This window comes from Micromonospora sp. NPDC005205 (assembly GCF_040608275.1).
In the GTDB taxonomy this organism is placed as follows: domain Bacteria; phylum Actinomycetota; class Actinomycetes; order Mycobacteriales; family Micromonosporaceae; genus Micromonospora.
The window spans coordinates 144,358-162,485 of record NZ_JBEXHV010000009.1 but is presented as its reverse complement, the minus strand read 5'-3'; the positions used below and the strand labels follow the sequence as shown (position 1 = coordinate 162,485).

Here is an 18,128-nt window from a genome sequence, read left to right as displayed (position 1 = left end):
AACAGGGTCCCGTGAACAGGACTGTGACGCAAGTTGCCACAGCGATCTTTTTGTCGCTCGCCCCTGCCGTAACCCCTGCCCTCGCTTCCGCGCCGCCGCCTTCGCGCTTTGCGCCCTCAAGATCCGCGCAACTTCGGGGATGTTGCTGTGCCTGGTCGTCTTGAGGCAGCAACATCCCCGAAGTTGCGCAGGTTCAGGCTCTCGTTGCTGCGGCGGGTGCTCGTCTACCGCTCTCGAACGGCGAGGAGGCCGAACAGGTCGGGGACTCCGCCCGGTCCCGCTTCGACGACCCGGACCAGCCGAAGGCCGGCGTCCACTGTCGCGTTCACCAGGTCGGCGAGGGGGACGTGCCAGGCTCCCACCCGTACCCGCACGCCGGTGACGTTCCAACTGTCGAAGCTGTGTGAGGGGTCGGCGTACCGGGCGTCGACGACGACACGCGGATGGTGACTCCAGTCGGCGAACGCGCCCACGAAACACGGGTGCACACCCACGTGGACGAACCGTCCGCCGGGGCGCAGCACCCGGGCGATCTCGCGCAGCACGGCCGGGTAGTCGGGCAGGTCGGTGCTGGCCAGCACGCACATCGCGGCCGGCAGCGACGCGTCGGCGACCGGCAGGGCGCCCGCGTCACCCCTGGCCACCGGCAGCCGCCCTCGCGCGTGCCGCAACTGCTCGCCGGAAAGGTCCACCCCCACAGGCGTCCAACCCAGAGCCGCCAGTACCGGAGCGTGCGCGCCGGTGCCGCAGCAGATGTCGAGGCAGGGACCTTCGCCCGCGCCGAGCAGGTCCGCCACCGTCGCGTGCACCCGGCGCAGATAGTCGCCGCCGCCGGAGATGAAGCCCTCGTACCAGTCCGCGTGGGCGTCGTACGCCGGTGTGCTCGTCGTCCCCATTCGCCGAGGCTACGAGTCGGCGCCCACCCGGGAAACCCGTTCTTCCGGAGGCAGAAGTGGGGCGTTTGCGGCTGCTCACGTGTGGCTGTCCGAAGCCCCGCGCCGGCCGTTTCCGGGTTCACCGGGACCACGGCGGTCGCCTATTCTCGGGCGATGCGGGATCGCCGGGTGGCGCTGGCGTGGGCGGCCTTCGTCGTCGTCGCGCTGGTGTCCTGTGTGCTCGTTCTGCGCCGTCCGCATCCCCTCTCCGACCTGCACATCTACTACGGTGCGCTGTCCGACCTGCAGGCTGGCGAGCCGCTGTACGGGTATGTGGCGGCGAACGGCGGTCCGTTCACCTATCCGCCGTTCGCCGCTCTCGTGCTGTGGCCGATCACCGCCCTCAGTGAGGGCGTACTCCAGGGGATCTGGCTGGTGGCGACGTGCGCGGCGGTCGTCGCCATCGCCGGGTCGGTGGGTGTCGCGCTGACCACCCGACGTTCCCGACGCCCGCTCGTCGTGGCGCTGGCGGCCACGGTGCTGATGCTCTCCGCGCCGGTGCAGAGCAATCTACGCTTCGGGCAGGTCAGCATCTTCATCGTGTTGATGGCCCTGCTCGACGGGCTGCGCGTCGTCCCACCCCGACTGCGCGGGACGCTGGTCGGGGTGGCCGCGGCTGTCAAGCTCACCCCGCTGCTGTTCGTGGTCTACTTCCTGGCCGTCGGGCGCTACCGTGACGCCGGCCGGTCGGTGGCCGCGTTCGGGGCCTGCGCGGGGCTCGCCGCGATCGTGCTGCCCCGGGAGAGCTGGTCCTACTGGACCGAGACCGTGCGACAGACCTCCCGCATCGGCAATCTGTCCTCGTTGGGCAATCAGTCCCTGCACGGAATGTTGCTGCGCGTCGGCGTCGACGAGACGGCGCTGCCTCTGCTCTGGGCCGCCATGGTGGCACTGATCTGCGTGGTGGCGCTGCTGCGGGCCCGGCAGCTGACGCGGCAGGGCTGCCCCGGGCACGCCGCGGTGCTCGTCGGCTGCGCCACAGTGGCCGCGTCCCCGGTGTCCTGGACCCACCACCAGGTGTGGCCGGTGCTCGCCGCGATGCTGCTGATCGGCGCGTCCGGCGTCACCCAGCGGGTCGCCGGCGCGGCGCTGCTCGCCGCCGTGGTCGTCTCGTTGGGCGCGGTGCTCAGCCCGATCTCGACGCGGCCGGGGGTGCAGTTCCTTCTCGAGAACGCCCGTGCCCTCGGGGTGTGCGTCCTGTGCCTCGTCGGCTTCGGCGGCGTCGCCGTCGCCGCCCAGCGCGCAAGCAGACGACCGGCCGCCGGCAGGGCCTGGCTGCGGGTGGGCGTCACGGCAACCGTGGCTGTCGCGTTCTTCGCCGTGCAGCCGCTGCCGGCCGGGGCCGACCCCACCTTCAAGGCGTACAACCTCGACGACGTCGTCAACCCGCGATACTTTTTCGTCTGCCGTGGTCCGGCCGAATGCGCCGCCTACGCCACCGACGTGCCGGTCACCTTCGGCACCCGCGCCGAGAAGACCAAGGTGCGGGTCAACGGCGTGGTCTCCCCGCAGGTGACCCGCCTGGAGTACTACTCAGCACCGGGTGGAGCGCCCCGGGCCATTCCGCTGCTCGCCGCGTACCCGGGGCCGCGTACCTTTTCGTTCCGTTCGGCGACGATGGCTCACGGTCGCCTCGTCGCGTACGCCGCGGATGGGCGGCCGATCGCCAGCTACGACGACGAGCTCGCCGCCGCCCTCCGCGCGACGCCCAGGTAGGCGGTCGTGGGCGGGGCGGCGGCTGGCAGTGCTCAGCGGGTGGCGGCGGCCACGGCGGCGCGTACCTTCGCGGCGTCGCCCGGGGCCGGGTGATCCCAGTCGGTCGGGCTCGCGGAGTAGAGCGTGCCGTACGCCGGGGAGTCCGGCTGGTAGCGCCACCCCTCGGCCAGCGGGCCGACGTCCACCGCGTCGTAGCCGATCTGGTCCAGGAAGGCGGTCACTTCGGCCTTCGCGGCGGCGTCGTCACCGGCGATCGCGAGGGCGCTGCGGTCGGCCGCGCCGGTCGGCCGGGAGAGCGCGGCCAGGCCCTTGAAGTAGATGTTGTTGAAGACCTTGACCACTCGGGAGTCTGGCAGGTGCCGCTGGAGCAACTCGCTGCTGGTGGTCTCGCCGGAGTCCAGCTCCGGGAAGGTGCCATCGCGCTGCGGGTAGTAGTTGTTGGTGTCGATGACGACCTTGCCGGCCAGCGGTTTGACGGGCACCGCCCGGTACGCCTTCAGCGGGACGCTGACGACCACCAGGTCGCCCACCTGCGCGGCGTCCTGCGCGGTGCCGGCGCTGGCGTGCTCGCCCAGGGTCTCCACCAGGTCGGTGAGGGTCTCCGGGCCCCGCGAGTTGCTCAGCACCACGTCGTAGCCGGCGTCGACGGCCAGCCGTGCCACGGTGCCGCCGATGTTGCCACTGCCGATCAGTCCCACAGTTGTCATGCTCGTTCCCAACTCCGTCCACCCACGACGCATTCCCGACCAGACTGGTGGGTTATTCTGGCCACCCGCTGTCGGTAGCTGCGCAGACTGCTCGCGATCGTCGCAGGCCCGGCGGATGCTTGGTCGCGCTGCGGGCCTGCCCGCCCAACGTACCGCTCACGCCGACCGCGAACCGGCTCTCCGAGGACCTGCCACTCTCCGGTGCGGACCGGAGTCTGGAGGCCCGGCTCAGGGGGTGGGGAGGGTCTTCTCGATGGCTGCGCGCAGGTCGTCGGCGTCGGGCGCGACAGTGGGGGCGAACCGGGCGGCGACCGAGCCGTCCGGGGCCACCAGGAACTTCTCGAAGTTCCAGCGCACGTCGCCGGTGTGCCCGTCGGCGTCCGGGGTGTTCACGAGCGCGGCGTAGAGCGGGTGCCGGTCCGGGCCGTTGACGTCGACCTTCTCGGTCAGCGGGAAGGTGACCCCGTAGTTGACCTGGCAGAAGTCGCTGATCTCGGCGGCGCTGCCCGGCTCCTGCCCGGCGAACTGGTTGCACGGCACGCCGAGTACCACGAGGCCCCGGTCGGCGTAGGAGTCGGCGAGCGTCTGGAGGCCGGCGTACTGCGGGGTGAGGCCGCAGCGGGAGGCCACGTTGACGACCAGCATCGCCTTGCCGCGGTGGCGGGCCAGGTCGGCGGGGCCGCCGTTGAGGGCGTCGATCGGGATGTCGAAGACGGTCATGGGCCGAGGTTACGCGTCGGCCGCGCGTCGACCCGGGGTGGGCGCAGCGTACGCACTCCGTGCACCAGGAGAAATCGAAACATGCGCATCTTGACGAACTGATGACGGCGTGAGTACCGTCTCACCATCTCTTTTGGAAAGTTTCCTAACAGTTCGGGAGACGCCGCATGAAAAGATCGCTCCGCCGGGCCCTCTGGGCCGGTGCCGTGGTCGCCGTGACCGTCGCAGCGGTGCCGGTGACCACCGCGTTCGGCGCCGGCACGGTCACCACCTCCTTCACCAAGGCGCAGGACTGGGGGACCGGTCACGAGACGAGGGTGACAGTCACCAACGGCTCCAGCGCCACTGTCACCACCTGGCGCATCGAGTTCGACCTGCCGTCGGGCACCACCATCAGCAGCGCGTGGGACGCCGACGTCACCAGCAGCGGCAACCACTACGTCGCGGTCAAGAAGAGCTGGGCCGGAGGCATCGCGCCCGGCGCCTCGTTCAGCTGGGGTTACAACGGCACCGGCGCCTTCAAGGCGCCGCTGAACTGCACCATCAACGGTGCCGCGTGCGGCGGCGGAACGCCCCCGCCGACCACCACGCCCCCGACCACCACCCCACCGACGACGACGCCGCCCACCACCCCTCCGCCCACCACGCCACCGCCGACCACTCCGCCGCCGAACACCGGCGGCAAGAAGGTCGTCGGCTACTTCGCCGAGTGGGGCGTCTACGGGCGCAACTACCACGTCAAGAACATCCAGACCAGCGGCTCCGCCGCCAAGCTGACCCACATCCTGTACGCCTTCGGCAACACCACCGGTGGTCGCTGCTCCATCGGCGACAGCTACGCCGACTACGAGAAGGCGTACACCGCGGCGGATAGCGTGGACGGCGTCGCCGACACGTGGGACCAGCCGCTACGGGGCAGCTTCAACCAGCTGCGCAAGCTCAAGCAGTTGAACCCGCACCTCAAGGTGATCTGGTCGTTCGGTGGCTGGACCTGGTCCGGCGGCTTCACCCAGGCCGCGCAGAACCCGGCCGCGTTCGCCGAGAGCTGCTACAACCTGGTCGAGGACCCGCGCTGGGCGGACGTCTTCGACGGCATCGACGTCGACTGGGAGTACCCCAACGCCTGCGGTCTGACCTGTGACACCAGCGGCCCGAACGCGTTCAAGAACGTGATCGGCGCGCTGCGGTCGAAGTTCGGGTCCAGCGCCCTTGTCACCGCCGCCATCACCGCGGACGGCAGCAACGGCGGCAAGATCGACGCCACCGACTACGCCGGCGCCATCGGCAACCTCAACTGGCTGATGCCGATGACCTACGACTACTTCGGCGCCTTCGCGGCCCAGGGTCCGACGGCACCGCACTCGCCGCTCACCTCGTACACCGGCATCCCGCAGCAGGGCTTCAACTCCGACGCGGCGATCCAGAAGCTCAAGAGCAAGGGCGTCCCGGCCAACAAGCTGCTGCTCGGCATCGGCTTCTACGGTCGGGGCTGGACCGGTGTCACCCAGGCCGCTCCGGGTGGCAGCGCCACCGGCGCGGCACCGGGCACCTACGAGGCCGGCATCGAGGACTACAAGGTCCTGAAGAACACCTGCCCGGCCACCGGCACGATCGCCGGCACCGCGTACGCCAAGTGCGGCAGCAACTGGTGGAGCTACGACACCCCGTCGACCATCAACGGCAAGATGACGTACGCGAACAACCAGGGCCTCGGTGGCGCGTTCTTCTGGGAGCTCTCCGGTGACACGAGCAACGGCGAACTCATCGGCGCCATCAAGGGCGGTCTCGGCTGAGCCGAGGGCCGACGCACCACCCACACGGCGGGAAGGGACCCGCACCGTCCCTTCCCGCCCGTGACACAGCGGCCCGGCCGACGCCCAGCGCGTCGACCGGGCCGCCGCCCTTGGGCTCGTACAGCCGGATGTGGCAGACTCGCGGCTCGGCACGTCTCGATCTCACCGCCGACGGAGGTGATCATGCGACCGACACACAGCAGGCTGGCGGCGACCGCCGCCGGGCTGATCCTGCTGCCGGTTGCCCTGGTCGGCTGCGGGATCGGCGACAAGGACGAGGAGAAGTCGGCCCCCAAGCCGGCCCGGGCCCCCGCCGAGGAGGCCGCCACCCGCTCCCGTGAGCGCGTGCAGGCGTACCTCGACGCGATGACGGCCAAGGACGCCGCCGCCGGCCGCAGCCAGCTCTGCGCTCTGCTGCACGACGGCTTCGACCGTGGCGCCACCGGCCCCAACGGTGACTTCGCCGACCACTTCCAGGTGCCGGAGGCGGCCATCACGGACATCCGGTCCGGTCCGCTCGGGCAGGAGGTCCGCGTCTCGGTCTCGGTCGCGGTCGGCAAGCGCACAGTCGTCCGGCCGTTGGTCTTCACCGTCACCCGCGACGGCAGCGACTGGTGCATCGCCGGGGAGGCGCCGGACGCAACTACGGTCGCCAGCCCGACGCCGACCGGTGTGGTCCCCTCGCCCGCGTCCTGACCAGCGCCCGGCAGATTGATCTCCCATCTGCCGGAACCGTCCCCCTCGCCGCCCGGCCACCCCGACCGTCGCCGTACGCTTTCTGTCATGCGCCATGAGTGGCATCAGCTGAGCCATCCCGCGGTGGGCAGCCCGGGCCTGCAGACCAGCCGACCGACGATCGATTCCGCCGAGGACGCCGCGCTCGGTCTGGACCGATGGCGGGAACTGCCCCGCGAGCAGGTCCCGCCGTGGTCCGACCCGGCCGCCGTGGCCGCGGTCTGCAAGGTCCTCGACACAGTGCCGTCGGTCGTCGCGCCCTACGAGGTGGACCAGCTCCGGCAGAAGCTCGCCCTGGTCTGCGAGGGCAAGGCGTTCCTGCTGCAGGGTGGTGACTGCGCCGAGACGTTCGTGGACAACACCGAGAGCCACCTGCTGGCCAACGCCCGCACCCTGCTCCAGATGGCGATCGTGCTCACCTACGGCGCGTCGCTGCCGGTGGTCAAGGTCGCCCGGGTCGCCGGGCAGTACACGAAGCCCCGCTCGCTGCCGACCGACGCCCGCGGCCTGCCCGCGTACCGCGGCGACATGATCAACTCGCTGGAGGCCGACCCGGCCGCCCGGGTCGCCGACCCGCAGCGCATGATCCGCGCGTACGCGAACTCGGCGGCGGCGATGAACATGCTCCGGGCGTACCTCGCCGGCGGGCTCGCCGACCTGCACGCCGTGCACGACTGGAACAAGGGCTTCGTGAAGAACTCCCCGGCGGGGGAGCGTTACGAGGCGATCGCCCGGGAGATCGACCGGGCGCTGGCCTTCATCCGGGCCTGCGGCATGACCGACGACGAGGCGCTGCGCACCGTCACGCTCTACTGCTCCCACGAGGCCCTGGCCCTGGAGTACGACCGGGCGCTCACCCGGGTCTCCGACCGTCGGGCGTACGGGCTCTCCGGGCACTTCCTGTGGATCGGCGAGCGCACCCGGCAGATCAGCGGGGCGCACATCGACTTCATCTCCCGGATCGCCAACCCGATCGGGGTCAAGCTCGGCCCGACCACCTCCCCGGACGAGGCGATCGAGTTGTGCGAGAAGCTCAACCCGGACAACATCCCCGGTCGGCTCACCCTGATCAGTCGGATGGGCAACCACCGGGTACGCGACGCGCTGCCGCCGATCGTCGCCAAGGTCACCGCCGCCGGGGCCAAGGTGGTCTGGCAGTGCGACCCGATGCACGGCAACACGCACGAGTCGTCCAACGGCTACAAGACCCGGCACTTCGACCGCATCGTCGACGAGGTGCTCGGCTACTTCGAGGTGCACCGTGGGCTGGACACCCACCCCGGCGGCCTGCACGTCGAGTTGACCGGCGAGGACGTCACCGAGTGCCTCGGCGGCGCCCAGGGGATCGAGGATCTCGACCTGCCCGACCGGTACGAAACCGCCTGCGACCCCCGACTGAACACCCAGCAGTCGTTGGAGTTGGCCTTCCTCGTAGCGGAAATGCTGCGTGGCTGAGCTTGCGGGCCCGCAGTCGGCAGTCGGAGGATGACCATGGCTGACGCGAGAAGTGAGCTTGCGAGCCGGCAGTCGGCAGTTGAAAGGGATGACAGTGCCTGATCTGTTCGTGGACCTGCGGTCCGACACGGTGACCCGACCCACCGCCGGGATGCGGGAGGCGATGGCCGCCGCTGAGGTCGGTGACGACGTCTACGGCGAGGACCCGAGCGTCAACGCGCTGGAGGCCGAGGTCGCCGCGTTGTTCGGTCACGAGGCAGCGCTGTTCGCCCCGAGTGGCTCGATGGCGAACCAGATCGCCCTGCAACTGCTGGTCTCGCCCGGCGACGAGTTGCTCTGTGACGCCGACGCGCACGTGGTCACGTACGAGATCGGCGCCGCGGCCGCGTACGGCGGGATCTCCTCGCGGACCTGGCCCTCGGTGGGCGCGGACATCGACCCGGAGGTGGTGGCCGGGATGATCCGGCCGGACGGTTACTTCGCCGTCCCCACCCGCGCGATCGCCGTCGAGCAGACCCACAATCGCGGCGGCGGCGGGGTGATTCCGCTGGCGACCCTGCGGGATCTGCGCGGGGTGGCTGACGAGGCGGGCGTCGCGCTGCACTGTGACGGTGCCCGGATCTGGCACGCGCACGTCGCCGACCGGGTGCCACTGATCGAGTACGGCCGGCTCTTCGACACGCTGTCGGTGTGCCTGTCCAAGGGCCTCGGCGCGCCGGTCGGTTCGCTGCTGGTGGGCAGCGCGGACAAGATCGAACGTGGCCGGCTGATCCGTAAGCGGATGGGCGGTGGCATGCGCCAGGCCGGCATCCTCGCCGCCGCCGGTCGCTACGCGCTCGCGCAGCACATCGACCGGTTGGCCGACGACCACGCGAAGGCGGCCCGGCTCGCCGAGGCGGTCGCGCCGTTCGGTGTGCTGGCCACCACTGTCCGTACCAACCTGGTCGCGCTGGACCTCACCAAGCACACCCTGGACGCCCGGGCCCTGGCCGCCGCGGCGCGGGCCGAGGGCGTACTGATCTCCGTGCTCGGCCCTCGTACCGCCCGCCTGGTCACCCACCTGGGCCTCAGCGACGCGGACATCGACCGCGCCCTGGCAGCCCTACCCCGCATCCTCGCCGCAGCCTAAAACCCCACCCCACCCCACCCACCCCGGCCCTGCGGGCCCCTCACCCGGCCCCTCCCACCCCGGTGATCATGAAGTTGTTGCCACTCGGATCGGCGTGTCATGGCAATAACCTCATGATCACCGGGCGGGTGGGGCGCCGGGGGAGGGGGAGGGAGGCGCTGGGGGCGGAGCGGGGTGGGTCAGGGGTGGGACAGGCGGGTGAGGGTGGCGATGTCGGCGGCGTGGCCCACGTGCTTCTCGCTCGGGGTTTCCACGACGATCGGGACGCCAGCGGTCGCCGGGTGCGCCATCAGCTCGGCGAAGGCGGGCTCGCCGATGCTGCCCTTGCCGATGTTCTCGTGCCGATCCCGGGTGGAGCCGCACAGATCCTTCGAGTCGTTGGCGTGAATCAGCCGCAGCCGGTCCGCGCCGACAGTGGCCACCAGGGTGTCCAGGGTCGCCGTCATGCCGCCCTCGGCCGCCAGGTCGTGGCCGGCCGCCCAGGCGTGGCAGGTGTCGAAGCAGACCCCGAGCATGGGGTGCCCGTCCACCGCGTCCAGGTAGGGCCCGAGCTGCTCCACCCGGGAGGCCAGTGAGCGGCCACCGCCGGCGCTCGGCTCGACCAGCAACATCGGCCCGCCGGCGTCGGCAGCCCAGTCGAGCAGCGGCAGCAGCACCTCGCGGACCTGTCCCATCGCCGCCTCGGCGTGCCCCTCGTCTACCGAACTGCCCGCGTGGAACACCACCCCGCGCGCGCCGATCGCCACGCCCCGACGAAGCGCGTGCGCCAGCGTCTGGCCCGACTTCTCGACAGTGGCCGTGGTGGGCGAGCCGAGGTTGACCAGCAGAGCGGCGTGGATGAACGCGGGAATGCCCCGCTCGGCGCAACCGTCGCGGAACAGCGCGTCCTGCACCGGGTCGCCGCCTGGCAGTGCCCAGCCTCGCGAGTTGGAGACGTAGACCTGCACCACCTGCGCGCCGGTCGCGTCGGCGTACGGCAGGGCAGCCTTCGCCAGCCCACCCGAGGTCGGAGTGTGCGTGCCTACCGGCCGCGCGGAGATCGTCGGCATCAGAAGCACGTCAGGGTGACCGGGGTGCCGGGCGCCACCTGCGAATTCTCGCCCGGGATCTGGATCCGGACCACGGCGTTCGGGTTGATCGCCATCGTCACCGGGAAGCCCTGGCCCTCCAACGCCTGCTTGGCCTGCTGGCACGGCAGGTCGATCACCCGCGGCATGGCGACCAGCGGTGGCCCCTTGCTGACGTCCAGCTTGACCTCGGTGCCCTTCTCCACACCGGCGCCATCGGCCGGGCTCTGGCCGAGGATCTCGTCCCTCGGCTTGTCGGATTCCTTGTAGGTCTCCTTCAGCACCAGGTTGAGCTGGGCCAGGGTCGTCCGGGCGTCGGTCAGGCTCTTGCCGACCAGGTTCGGCACCGTCACCGGCGCCCTGCCCCGGCTCAGAATGAGGGTGACCTTCGCACCGGGTTTGACCTCGGTGCCGACCTTGGGGGAGCTGTCCACCACGACCCCGGCCGGCAGGCTGTCGTCGTAGCGGGGGGTGCCCTTGGCCACCACCAGCTTCACGTTGACCAGGTCCGCCTCGGCGAGCTCGAACTCCTTGCCGATCACGTCCGGTACGGGGAAACGCTCCGGACCGAGGGAGAGGGTCAGGGTGATCGTGCCACCCTTGAGGATCTCGGCGGCGGAGGCCGGGCTCTGCTCCAGCACGCTGTCCTTCGGGGCCTTCTCGTCGAAGCGCGGCTCAGCGTACGTGACGAGAAGCCCGGCGCGGTCGGCCCGCGCCTGCGCGTCGGCCTTGCTCAGGCTCACCAGCTGCGGAGCGTCCGTGTAGCGGCCGACGCCGAACCACCAACCCCCGAGCGCGGCCACCAGGCCCAGCGTCACGACCACGGCCGCGACGGCCAGCCGGCCACGGGGGCTGCTCAGCAGCGTGCTGCGCAGCGTGGCGAGCCGGGCGCCCAGGCCGTCCGTCGGCTCCGGGGCGGCCCGACGCCGCCCCGGCCCCTGGCTGCTGGCGCCCTCGGGCAGGCGTGCCCACGACGGGCGGTTGGGCGGCTGGAGCGTCGCGACCATCATGGTTGGCTGGGAGAGCGACGGTGCGTCACTGACCGGGCTGAGCACTGCGGTGTGGCTGTTGGCGTCGCCCAGACGATCCCGGGCCACCTGCACCTCGGTCAACAGCGCGCCGGCGTCAGCGGGCCGTGCTCCCGGGTCGCGGCGGGTGGCCCGCTGCACCAGGTCGTCGAGGGCCGACGGCAGGCCCGGCACCAACGTCGAGGGCGCCGGCACGTCCCGGTCGACGTGCTGCCAGGCGACGTCCACCGGGCGGTCCCCGTCGTACGGCACCCGACCGGTGAGCATCTCGAAGAGCACGATGCCGGCCGAGTAGACGTCGGTGCGCGGATCGGCGCGGCCCTCGGTGACCAGCTCCGGGGCGACGTACGCCACGGTGGCCATCAGCTGGTTGCCCTGCTCCTCGTCGGCGCTCGCCTCGACCGCCCGGGCCAGCCCGAAGTCGGCCACCTTCACGACGCTGTCGACCAGGTTGGCGACGCCACCGGTAGGCGCCTCCGCGACCAGCACGTTCTCCGGCTTGACGTCGCGGTGCACGAGACCGGCCCGGTGCGCGGCGGCGATCGCGGCGAGCATCTGCTCGGCGATGGCCAGCGCCTCGTCCGGGTTGAGCCGGCGTCGCTCGGCCAGCACGTCACGCAGCGTGCGGCCACGGACGTACTCCATCACCAGGTAGGGGAGGCCGGCGTGCGTGCCCTGGTCGTAGACCGCCACCACGTTCGGGTGGGTCAGCCGGGCGATGGTCTTCGCCTCGTCGGTGAACCGGGCCACGAAGTTGGCGATCCGAGCCCGTGCCTCGCTCGCCTGGGTCGGGTGAATGATCTTGACAGCGACGGTGCGCTCTAGGCGTTCGTCGGTGGCGGTGTACACGGTCGCCATGCCACCACGGGCCACGCGACCGCGAATGCGGTAGCGCCCGTCGATCAGCGAGCCCAGCAACGTGTCGGCGACCTGAGTGTCCATCGGCAGGCAGTCTATGTGTCCAGAGGGTGAAGGATGAACAGGATGCTACAGCCGTACGCCGAACCGGTCCGTCCCGCCGCGTTCTCGGCCCCTTGTTCGCTGGTCAGCGGCGATCAGGAAAGAGGACGCGGAGGGGCCGCCCGGGGTGCCGGTGGCTCGTCGCGGCGGCGGCGTGGCAGGGTGGTCGGGTGACCGAACCCGTACCCGACCAGGCCGCGCCCGGCCTGGAGCTCGCCGGCCCCACCGACCCGGCCGACTGGTTGACCCTGCCCGACGTCGCCGAACGCCTCGACGTGTCGATCAGCAAGGTGCACCAGATGATCCGTGACCGGGAGCTGTTGGCGGTCCGCCGCGACGGCGTCCGCCGGATCCCAGCGGACCTGGTTGCCAACCAGACCGTGCTCAAGCACCTGCCCGGCGTGCTCAACCTGCTCGCCGACAACGGCTACGACGACGAGGCCGTCCTGCGCTGGCTCTACGAGCCGGACGACACCCTCCCCGGCGCCACCCCGGCCGCCGCCCTCTCCGGCGACCAGGCCCGCGAGGTGAAACGCCGAGCCCAAGCCCAAGGCTTCTAACCCCCACCCCCACCCCCACCCCCACCGCGCTTCCGCGCCTCGCGCCTTCCGGCGTTGATCATGGGGTTGGCGGCGCGACACGCCGAGGCGAAGGTCGCCAACCTCATGATCAACCCGGCTGGGCGGGGGGCGGGGCAGCCCGGCGGGGCAGCCCGGCGGGGCGGGGGGCGGGGCAGCCCGGCGGGGCGGGGGGCTGGTGGGGTTAGTCGGCTCGGCGGGTTGCGGCTATGGCCAGGTCGACCAGGGCTTGGCGGGCCTCGGTGTCGAGGTCGACGGCGGTCAGGGCGGCCAGGGCGGCGTCGGTGAGTGTGGCGATCCGCTGTTCGGTACGGGCCAGCGCTCCGCTCCCCGAGATCACCTCGCGGAGCCGGGCCACCCCGTGCTCGTCCAGGTCCGGGTCGCCGAGGTGGCCGAGCAGCAGCTCGCGGCCCGCGTCGTCGGTGGCCTCCACCGCCGCCGCCACCAGGTAGGTGCGCTTGCCCTCGCGCAGATCGTCCCCGGCCGGCTTGCCGGTCAACGCCGGGTCGCCGAAGACCCCCAGCACGTCGTCGCGGAGCTGGAACGCCTCGCCCAGCGGCAGCCCGTACGCCGAGTAGGCCGTCCGCACGTCCTCCGGCGCGTCGGCCAGCGCGGCGCCGAGCAGCATCGGACGCTCGACCGTGTACTTCGCGGACTTGTACCGGGCGACCTTGCTGGCCCGCTCCACCGAGGTGTCCCCGGTGACCTGCGTCAGCACGTCGAGGTACTGCCCGACGGTGACCTCGGTGCGCATCTCGTCGAAGACCGGCCGGGCCCGGGCCAACGACCACAGGTCCAGGCCGGCGGAGTGCAGCAGTTCGTCGGACCAGACCAGACACAGGTCACCGAGCAGGATGGCCGCGGCGTCGCCGAAACCGTCCGGGTTACCGCCCCAGCCGGCCTCCCGGTGCCGGGTGGCGAACCGTCGGTGTACCGCGGGCTCGCCGCGTCGGGTGTCGGAACGGTCCATCAGGTCGTCGTGGATCAGGGCGCTGGCCTGGACGAACTCCAGCGCGGCCAGGGCGGTCAGCACCTGGTCGCCGTCCAGCCCGCCGGCCCCCCGGAACCCCCAGTAGGCGAATGCCGGACGCAGTCGCTTGCCGCCGCCGAGCACGAACGCCTCGATCGCCTCGGCCACCGGACTCAGCGCGTCGTCCACGGCGGCGAGCCGGACCCGTTGGCCGGCCAGGAACTCGGCGAGAGCCTTGTCGACCCGCTGCCGCAGGCCGGCGCGGTCGACGGGGGACACGGGAGCAGCGTGGGTCACGCCCCGACGCTAGCCGGTCGTCCGTGCTCGTGCTCCACCGCCACGCGTAGTCCCGCCGGTGCGGCCGGTGCGGCCGGGACCCGTCCGCCCGGCCGGACGCGCGCCGGCCGCCGCGGTGCGGCCCGGTCCGGTGGCCCGCGTCGAGCCGGCCCGACGGGTGGCCGCGGCGGCCTCCGCGAGCACCACCAGCGGCACGTCCAGGACGGCGGCGAGCCAGCCGAGCCAGAACCCGCCCGGCACGCGCCGCTGTCGTTCCCACCGGGAAACCTCGTGCCGGCTCAACGTCGGCACCCCGGCGGCGGCACACAACTCGGCGGCGGCTCGCTGCTGGCTCCAGCCACGGGCCAGTCGGCACCGGGCCAGCAGCGGCCCGAGCTGCGCGGGACGCGGCGATGCGAGCGGGATCATGGGTCCTCCTGGCGGGCGTCGGTGCGGTGACGACCCACCCGTCTGACCGGACGGACCGGCGTCACCGCTCGGTTGCTGACCCCCGCGCGAGACCTGGCCACCCCCGCCGCCCCTCCCGCACCGTCCCTTTCTACCTCGGAGGTACGACGCCTTTCCGCCGTCAGGTCGGGGCGCGCGGTGCGACACCATCCGCCGGCTCACGGCGGACTCGGCGACACCGCTCACCGGCTCCCGGCAGACCAGACGACGCCGCTCCCCGGGCCGGACGACGCCGCTCCCCGGGCCGGACGACGCCGCCCGCCGGGCCGGACGACGCTGCCCACCGGGCCGGACGACGCCGCCCGCCGGGCCGGGTGGCACCGCCGCTGGGTGGGAAGGGCCTGGGTCCTGGTGCCATCGACCGCTAGAGTCGGGTCGTGGCGCTCGGTCTTCCCTCGACACTCCCCAATCCGCAGCCGGCGATCGGGGAGCTCATCCGTGAGCGCCAACCGACCTTCTCGTTCGAGTTCTTCCCGCCCAAGACCGAGGCGGGGGAGCAGCTGCTCTGGCAGGCCATCCGCGAGCTGGAGTCCCTGCGCCCGTCGTTCGTGTCGATCACGTACGGCGCCGGCGGCTCGACCCGGGACACCACAGTGGCGGTGACCGAGCGGATCGCCACCGAAACGACACTGCTGCCGATGGCCCACCTGACCGCTGTCAACCACTCCGTCGCCGAGCTGCGGCACGTGGTCGGCCGGCTCGCCGGGGTGGGGGTGCGCAACGTGCTGGCCGTTCGTGGTGACCCCCCGGGCAACCCGGGCGGTGAGTGGATCCGCCACCCCGAGGGCGTGGACTACGCCGAGGACCTGGTCCGGCTGGTGCGCGACGCCGGCGACTTCAGCGTCGGCGTGGCGGCCTTCCCGTACAAGCACCCCCGCTCGCCCGACGTGGCCAGCGACACCGCCCAGTTCGTCCGCAAGTGTCGGGCCGGCGCGGAGTTCGCGGTCACCCAGATGTTCTTCGACGCCGACGACTACCTGCGGCTACGTGACCGGGTGGCCGCTGCTGGCTGTGACACCCCGATCCTGGCCGGTGTGATGCCGGTGACCCAGTTCAGCACCATCGAGCGGTCCGTGCAGCTGTCCGGTGCGCCGTTCCCGCCGGCGTTGGCGGCCCGCTTCGAACGCGTCGCCGACGACCCGGACGCCGTCCGTCGGCTCGGCATCGAGCAGGCCAGCGAGATGTGCCGCCGACTGCTGGACGAGGGCGTGCCGGGAATCCACTTCATCACCCTCAACCGGTCCACCGCGACCCGCGAGGTCTGGCAGAACCTGAAGGCCGGCGCCCGCGTGTGAACGCTGCGCTTGCGACACCTGTTGCCCGGCACGACGGTTGATCCGTGGTGGGCACACAGCTGAACTGGGATCAGTACGCCACGGCGTGGGCGCGGTTGCACGGCGGGTTCGACCCTCGGGTCGCCGCGCCGGTGGTGCGCGCCTGGCTGCGATTCGCGTACCACGTCGGATACGTGCTGGGTCGACTGCGGGTCAGCCCCACCGCGGTCACCGTGGCCGGGGTGCTGCTCTGCTTCTGCGTACCGTTGCTGGTGGGCCGGCCGGGGGACGGGCCGTTCCTCGGCGCGCTGTTCGTGCTGCTCGCCGCCGTGGCGGACAGCGTGGACGGTGCGGTGGCGGTCGCCACCGGCCGCACCACCCGGCTCGGCTACGTCTACGACTCGGTCGCCGACCGGCTCGGTGAGGTGGCGTGGCTGCTGGCCTTCTGGCTGGTGGGCGCGCCAGGTGGGCTGGTGGTCGCGGGCGGCGCGCTGTCCTGGTTGCACGAGTACGTCCGGGCGCGGGCGGTCGCCGCCGGCATGCGGGAGATCGGCGCGGTGACGGTGGGCGAACGCCCCACCCGGGTCTCGGTGGCGCTGGCCGGCTTGCTGGTCGCCGGGCTGGCCGGGCTGATCGAGCCGGACCTGGCCGCTGGCACCATCACCATGGCGACCGCGGTCTGGGTGCTGCTGGCCGGTTTCGGCCTGGGGCAACTGCTCTCCAGCATCCGTCGCGCCCTGCTCGACGCCGACTGAGCGGCCGGGCCAGCCCGGCTCGACGCCGACTGAGCAGCCGGCCAGCCCGGCTTGACGCCGGGCCTACCAGGCGGGGCCGATCTCGTCGGCGACGATCTGCGCGGAGAGGGTCACCATCGGCAACCCACCGCCCGGGTGGGTGGAGCCACCCACCAGCCACAGCCCGTCAACCGGGCCCCGGTTCGCCGGGCGCAGCAGCCCACCGGCGGTGCCGTAGATCGAGCCACCCGGTGCGCCGGTCGCCACGTCCAGGTCGGCCGGGGTGCGGATCTCGCGGAACAGCAGCCGGTCGCGGACGTCCACGCCGCGCCGCGCCAGCACGTCCAGGAGCCGGTCGGCGTACGCGTCGGCCAGCCCCGGGCGTCGCCAGTCGACAGCGCCCGCCGCGGTGCCCTGTCGGGCGGCGTTGACCAGCACGAACCACGCCTCGTGTCCGGCTGGGCGGACCATCGGGTCGTCGGCCACTGTGACGAACACCGCCGGGTCGGCCGCCGGTCGGGCCCGTACACCGCGCCCGGGGTCACCGAAGACCGCGTCGAACTCGGCGTCGTAGTCGTCCGGGAAGAAGACGTTGTGGTGGGCCAGCCCGGTGCTGCCGGAGACGCCGAGCAGCAGTACGAAGCCGGCGAGGCTGCGGTCGGCCAGCGTGGCCAGCCGACGCGGGTGCGGCAGCAGGTCACGGTAGACGGTGAGCGCGTCCACGTTGGCCACCACCACGTCGGCGGGTACCGGGGTGGTGACGCCGGCGAGGCGTACCCCGTGCACCCGGCCGCCGGTGGCGTCGATCCGGGTGACGGTGGCGTCGGTCTGCACGACCACGCCGAGGTCCAGGCAGCGGGTCAGCAGCGCGTCGGCGAGCGTGCCCAGACCACCGCGCAGGTACCAGCCGCCGAAGGCCAGCTCGGCGTACGGGACCGCGACCAGCGCCGCCGGTGCCCGACGTGGGTCGGCGCCGGTGTAGGTGGCGTACCGGTCCAGCATCATCCGCAGCCGCGGATCGGACAGGTGCCGGCGGCCGAGGCCGCGCAGACTGCGGCCCGGGGCGATGGCGGCCAGGTCGCCGACGCGCCAGGCCAGCGACGCGAGGTCGCGGGGAGAGTCGACGGTACGGCGCAGGATGTCCCGTGAGGAGGCGTTCCACACCCGCTCCGCCCGGCGCCACAGCCGCTGCCAGTCGGCCGCCGCCCGGTCACCGAACGCGGCCCCGATCCGGGCGGTGAACTCCTCCGGGTCGGCGCACGAGTCCAGGGTCGGACCACCATCGGGAAAGACGTGCCGGACGATCGGGTCCAGCGGAACCAGGTCCAGGTATTCGTCGAGCTTCGCCCCGGTCGCCTCGAACAGGTCGTGGAAGACCTCGGGCAGGGTGAGCAGGCTCGGCCCGGTGTCGAAGTGGAACGACCCGGCCGGGGTGTCGTGCGTGTACCGGCCGAGCTTGCCGCCGACCGTGTCGGCCCGCTCGAAGACGGTCACCTGGTGCCCGGTGGCGGCCAGCCGGGCAGCGGTGGCGAGGCCACCCACCCCGGCGCCCACGACCACGATCCGCGCCATGCCGCGTCCTC

At 72.2% G+C, this 18,128-nt stretch carries 16 protein-coding genes; 8 read left to right on the top strand and 8 right to left on the bottom strand.

Features of this window, described 5'->3' with window-relative positions:
• Positions 1–224: 224 nt before the first annotated feature.
• Positions 225–896 (bottom strand): methyltransferase domain-containing protein, encoded by a 672-nt coding sequence (locus ABZU43_RS18470; RefSeq protein ID WP_355007704.1) that lies wholly within the window; start codon positions 894–896, stop codon positions 225–227.
• Positions 897–1,049: 153 nt separating this feature from the next.
• Between ABZU43_RS18470 and ABZU43_RS18465 the strand changes: the two genes are divergently transcribed.
• Positions 1,050–2,651 carry a glycosyltransferase 87 family protein gene (locus ABZU43_RS18465; RefSeq protein WP_355007703.1) on the top strand — a complete coding sequence of 534 codons (1,602 nt, stop codon included), beginning with the start codon at positions 1,050–1,052 and terminating at the stop codon, positions 2,649–2,651.
• A gap of 32 nt (positions 2,652–2,683) precedes the next feature.
• Here ABZU43_RS18465 and ABZU43_RS18460 read toward each other — a convergent pair whose 3' ends face one another.
• Complete coding sequence (locus tag ABZU43_RS18460; RefSeq protein WP_355007702.1) at positions 2,684–3,358, bottom strand: NADPH-dependent F420 reductase; 675 nt, start codon at positions 3,356–3,358, stop codon at positions 2,684–2,686.
• Between the two features lie 228 nt (positions 3,359–3,586).
• Entirely contained in the window at positions 3,587–4,078 is a 492-nt protein-coding gene (locus tag ABZU43_RS18455; protein WP_355007701.1) for a glutathione peroxidase, read from the bottom strand.
• Positions 4,079–4,245: 167 nt separating this feature from the next.
• Between ABZU43_RS18455 and ABZU43_RS18450 the strand changes: the two genes are divergently transcribed.
• The 4 genes from ABZU43_RS18450 (at position 4,246) to ABZU43_RS18435 (ending at position 9,190) form a co-directional block, all read left to right on the top strand.
• The gene (locus ABZU43_RS18450; RefSeq protein WP_355007700.1) at positions 4,246–5,871 is read left to right on the top strand and encodes a glycosyl hydrolase family 18 protein; all 1,626 of its coding nucleotides are present in this window, start codon (positions 4,246–4,248) and stop codon (positions 5,869–5,871) included.
• Positions 5,872–6,054: 183 nt separating this feature from the next.
• Positions 6,055–6,567, top strand: coding sequence for a hypothetical protein (locus ABZU43_RS18445; RefSeq protein WP_355007699.1), 513 nt, complete (start codon positions 6,055–6,057; stop codon positions 6,565–6,567).
• Positions 6,568–6,654: 87 nt separating this feature from the next.
• The gene (locus ABZU43_RS18440; RefSeq protein ID WP_091407607.1) at positions 6,655–8,061 is read left to right on the top strand and encodes a class II 3-deoxy-7-phosphoheptulonate synthase; all 1,407 of its coding nucleotides are present in this window, start codon (positions 6,655–6,657) and stop codon (positions 8,059–8,061) included.
• 94 nt (positions 8,062–8,155) lie between these two features.
• Positions 8,156–9,190 carry a GntG family PLP-dependent aldolase gene (locus tag ABZU43_RS18435; RefSeq protein ID WP_355007698.1) on the top strand — a complete coding sequence of 345 codons (1,035 nt, stop codon included), beginning with the start codon at positions 8,156–8,158 and terminating at the stop codon, positions 9,188–9,190.
• A gap of 179 nt (positions 9,191–9,369) precedes the next feature.
• Here the strand turns inward: ABZU43_RS18435 and ABZU43_RS18430 are convergent, their stop codons facing one another.
• Together ABZU43_RS18430 and pknB are read right to left on the bottom strand one after the other, a co-directional pair.
• Positions 9,370–10,239 (bottom strand): deoxyribonuclease IV, encoded by an 870-nt coding sequence (locus ABZU43_RS18430; protein WP_355007697.1) that lies wholly within the window; start codon positions 10,237–10,239, stop codon positions 9,370–9,372.
• Positions 10,239–12,227 carry a Stk1 family PASTA domain-containing Ser/Thr kinase gene (gene pknB / locus ABZU43_RS18425; RefSeq protein WP_355007696.1) on the bottom strand — a complete coding sequence of 663 codons (1,989 nt, stop codon included), beginning with the start codon at positions 12,225–12,227 and terminating at the stop codon, positions 10,239–10,241. Before pknB ends, ABZU43_RS18430 begins: the two co-directional genes overlap by 1 nt.
• A 188-nt stretch (positions 12,228–12,415) precedes the next feature.
• Here pknB and ABZU43_RS18420 point away from each other — a divergent pair, with 188 nt between their 5' ends.
• The gene (locus tag ABZU43_RS18420) at positions 12,416–12,805 is read left to right on the top strand and encodes an Rv2175c family DNA-binding protein (protein WP_091408069.1); all 390 of its coding nucleotides are present in this window, start codon (positions 12,416–12,418) and stop codon (positions 12,803–12,805) included.
• A gap of 202 nt (positions 12,806–13,007) precedes the next feature.
• Here the strand turns inward: ABZU43_RS18420 and ABZU43_RS18415 are convergent, their stop codons facing one another.
• Entirely contained in the window at positions 13,008–14,090 is a 1,083-nt protein-coding gene (locus ABZU43_RS18415; protein ID WP_355007695.1) for a polyprenyl synthetase family protein, read from the bottom strand.
• Positions 14,091–14,099: 9 nt separating this feature from the next.
• Positions 14,100–14,498: a helix-turn-helix domain-containing protein gene (locus tag ABZU43_RS18410; RefSeq protein ID WP_355007694.1), complete on the bottom strand. Its 399-nt coding sequence runs from the start codon at positions 14,496–14,498 to the stop codon at positions 14,100–14,102.
• Positions 14,499–14,914: 416 nt separating this feature from the next.
• On the opposite strand from ABZU43_RS18410, the gene metF reads away from it, so the two are divergent.
• Positions 14,915–15,832 (top strand): methylenetetrahydrofolate reductase [NAD(P)H], encoded by a 918-nt coding sequence (gene metF / locus ABZU43_RS18405; protein WP_091407621.1) that lies wholly within the window; start codon positions 14,915–14,917, stop codon positions 15,830–15,832.
• A 44-nt stretch (positions 15,833–15,876) separates the two neighbouring features.
• Positions 15,877–16,566 carry a CDP-alcohol phosphatidyltransferase family protein gene (locus ABZU43_RS18400; protein ID WP_112582773.1) on the top strand — a complete coding sequence of 230 codons (690 nt, stop codon included), beginning with the start codon at positions 15,877–15,879 and terminating at the stop codon, positions 16,564–16,566.
• 63 nt (positions 16,567–16,629) lie between these two features.
• Here ABZU43_RS18400 and crtI read toward each other — a convergent pair whose 3' ends face one another.
• Positions 16,630–18,117 carry a phytoene desaturase family protein gene (gene crtI / locus ABZU43_RS18395; RefSeq protein WP_355007693.1) on the bottom strand — a complete coding sequence of 496 codons (1,488 nt, stop codon included), beginning with the start codon at positions 18,115–18,117 and terminating at the stop codon, positions 16,630–16,632.
• Positions 18,118–18,128 lie beyond the last annotated feature (11 nt).

Excerpts from the sequence above, each read along its gene's own strand:
- ABZU43_RS18445 (WP_355007699.1), top strand. The coding sequence starts at position 6,055 with ATGCGACCGACACACAGCAGGCTGGCGGCGACCGCCGCCGGGCTGATC.
- ABZU43_RS18430 (WP_355007697.1), bottom strand. The coding sequence starts at position 10,239 with ATGCCGACGATCTCCGCGCGGCCGGTAGGCACGCACACTCCGACCTCG.
- ABZU43_RS18460 (WP_355007702.1), bottom strand. The coding sequence starts at position 3,358 with ATGACAACTGTGGGACTGATCGGCAGTGGCAACATCGGCGGCACCGTG.
- ABZU43_RS18465 (WP_355007703.1), top strand. The coding sequence starts at position 1,050 with ATGCGGGATCGCCGGGTGGCGCTGGCGTGGGCGGCCTTCGTCGTCGTC.
- ABZU43_RS18455 (WP_355007701.1), bottom strand. The coding sequence starts at position 4,078 with ATGACCGTCTTCGACATCCCGATCGACGCCCTCAACGGCGGCCCCGCC.
- pknB (WP_355007696.1), bottom strand. The coding sequence starts at position 12,227 with ATGGACACTCAGGTCGCCGACACGTTGCTGGGCTCGCTGATCGACGGG.
- ABZU43_RS18450 (WP_355007700.1), top strand. The coding sequence starts at position 4,246 with ATGAAAAGATCGCTCCGCCGGGCCCTCTGGGCCGGTGCCGTGGTCGCC.
- ABZU43_RS18410 (WP_355007694.1), bottom strand. The coding sequence starts at position 14,498 with ATGATCCCGCTCGCATCGCCGCGTCCCGCGCAGCTCGGGCCGCTGCTG.
- ABZU43_RS18440 (WP_091407607.1), top strand. The coding sequence starts at position 6,655 with ATGCGCCATGAGTGGCATCAGCTGAGCCATCCCGCGGTGGGCAGCCCG.
- ABZU43_RS18470 (WP_355007704.1), bottom strand. The coding sequence starts at position 896 with ATGGGGACGACGAGCACACCGGCGTACGACGCCCACGCGGACTGGTAC.
- crtI (WP_355007693.1), bottom strand. The coding sequence starts at position 18,117 with ATGGCGCGGATCGTGGTCGTGGGCGCCGGGGTGGGTGGCCTCGCCACC.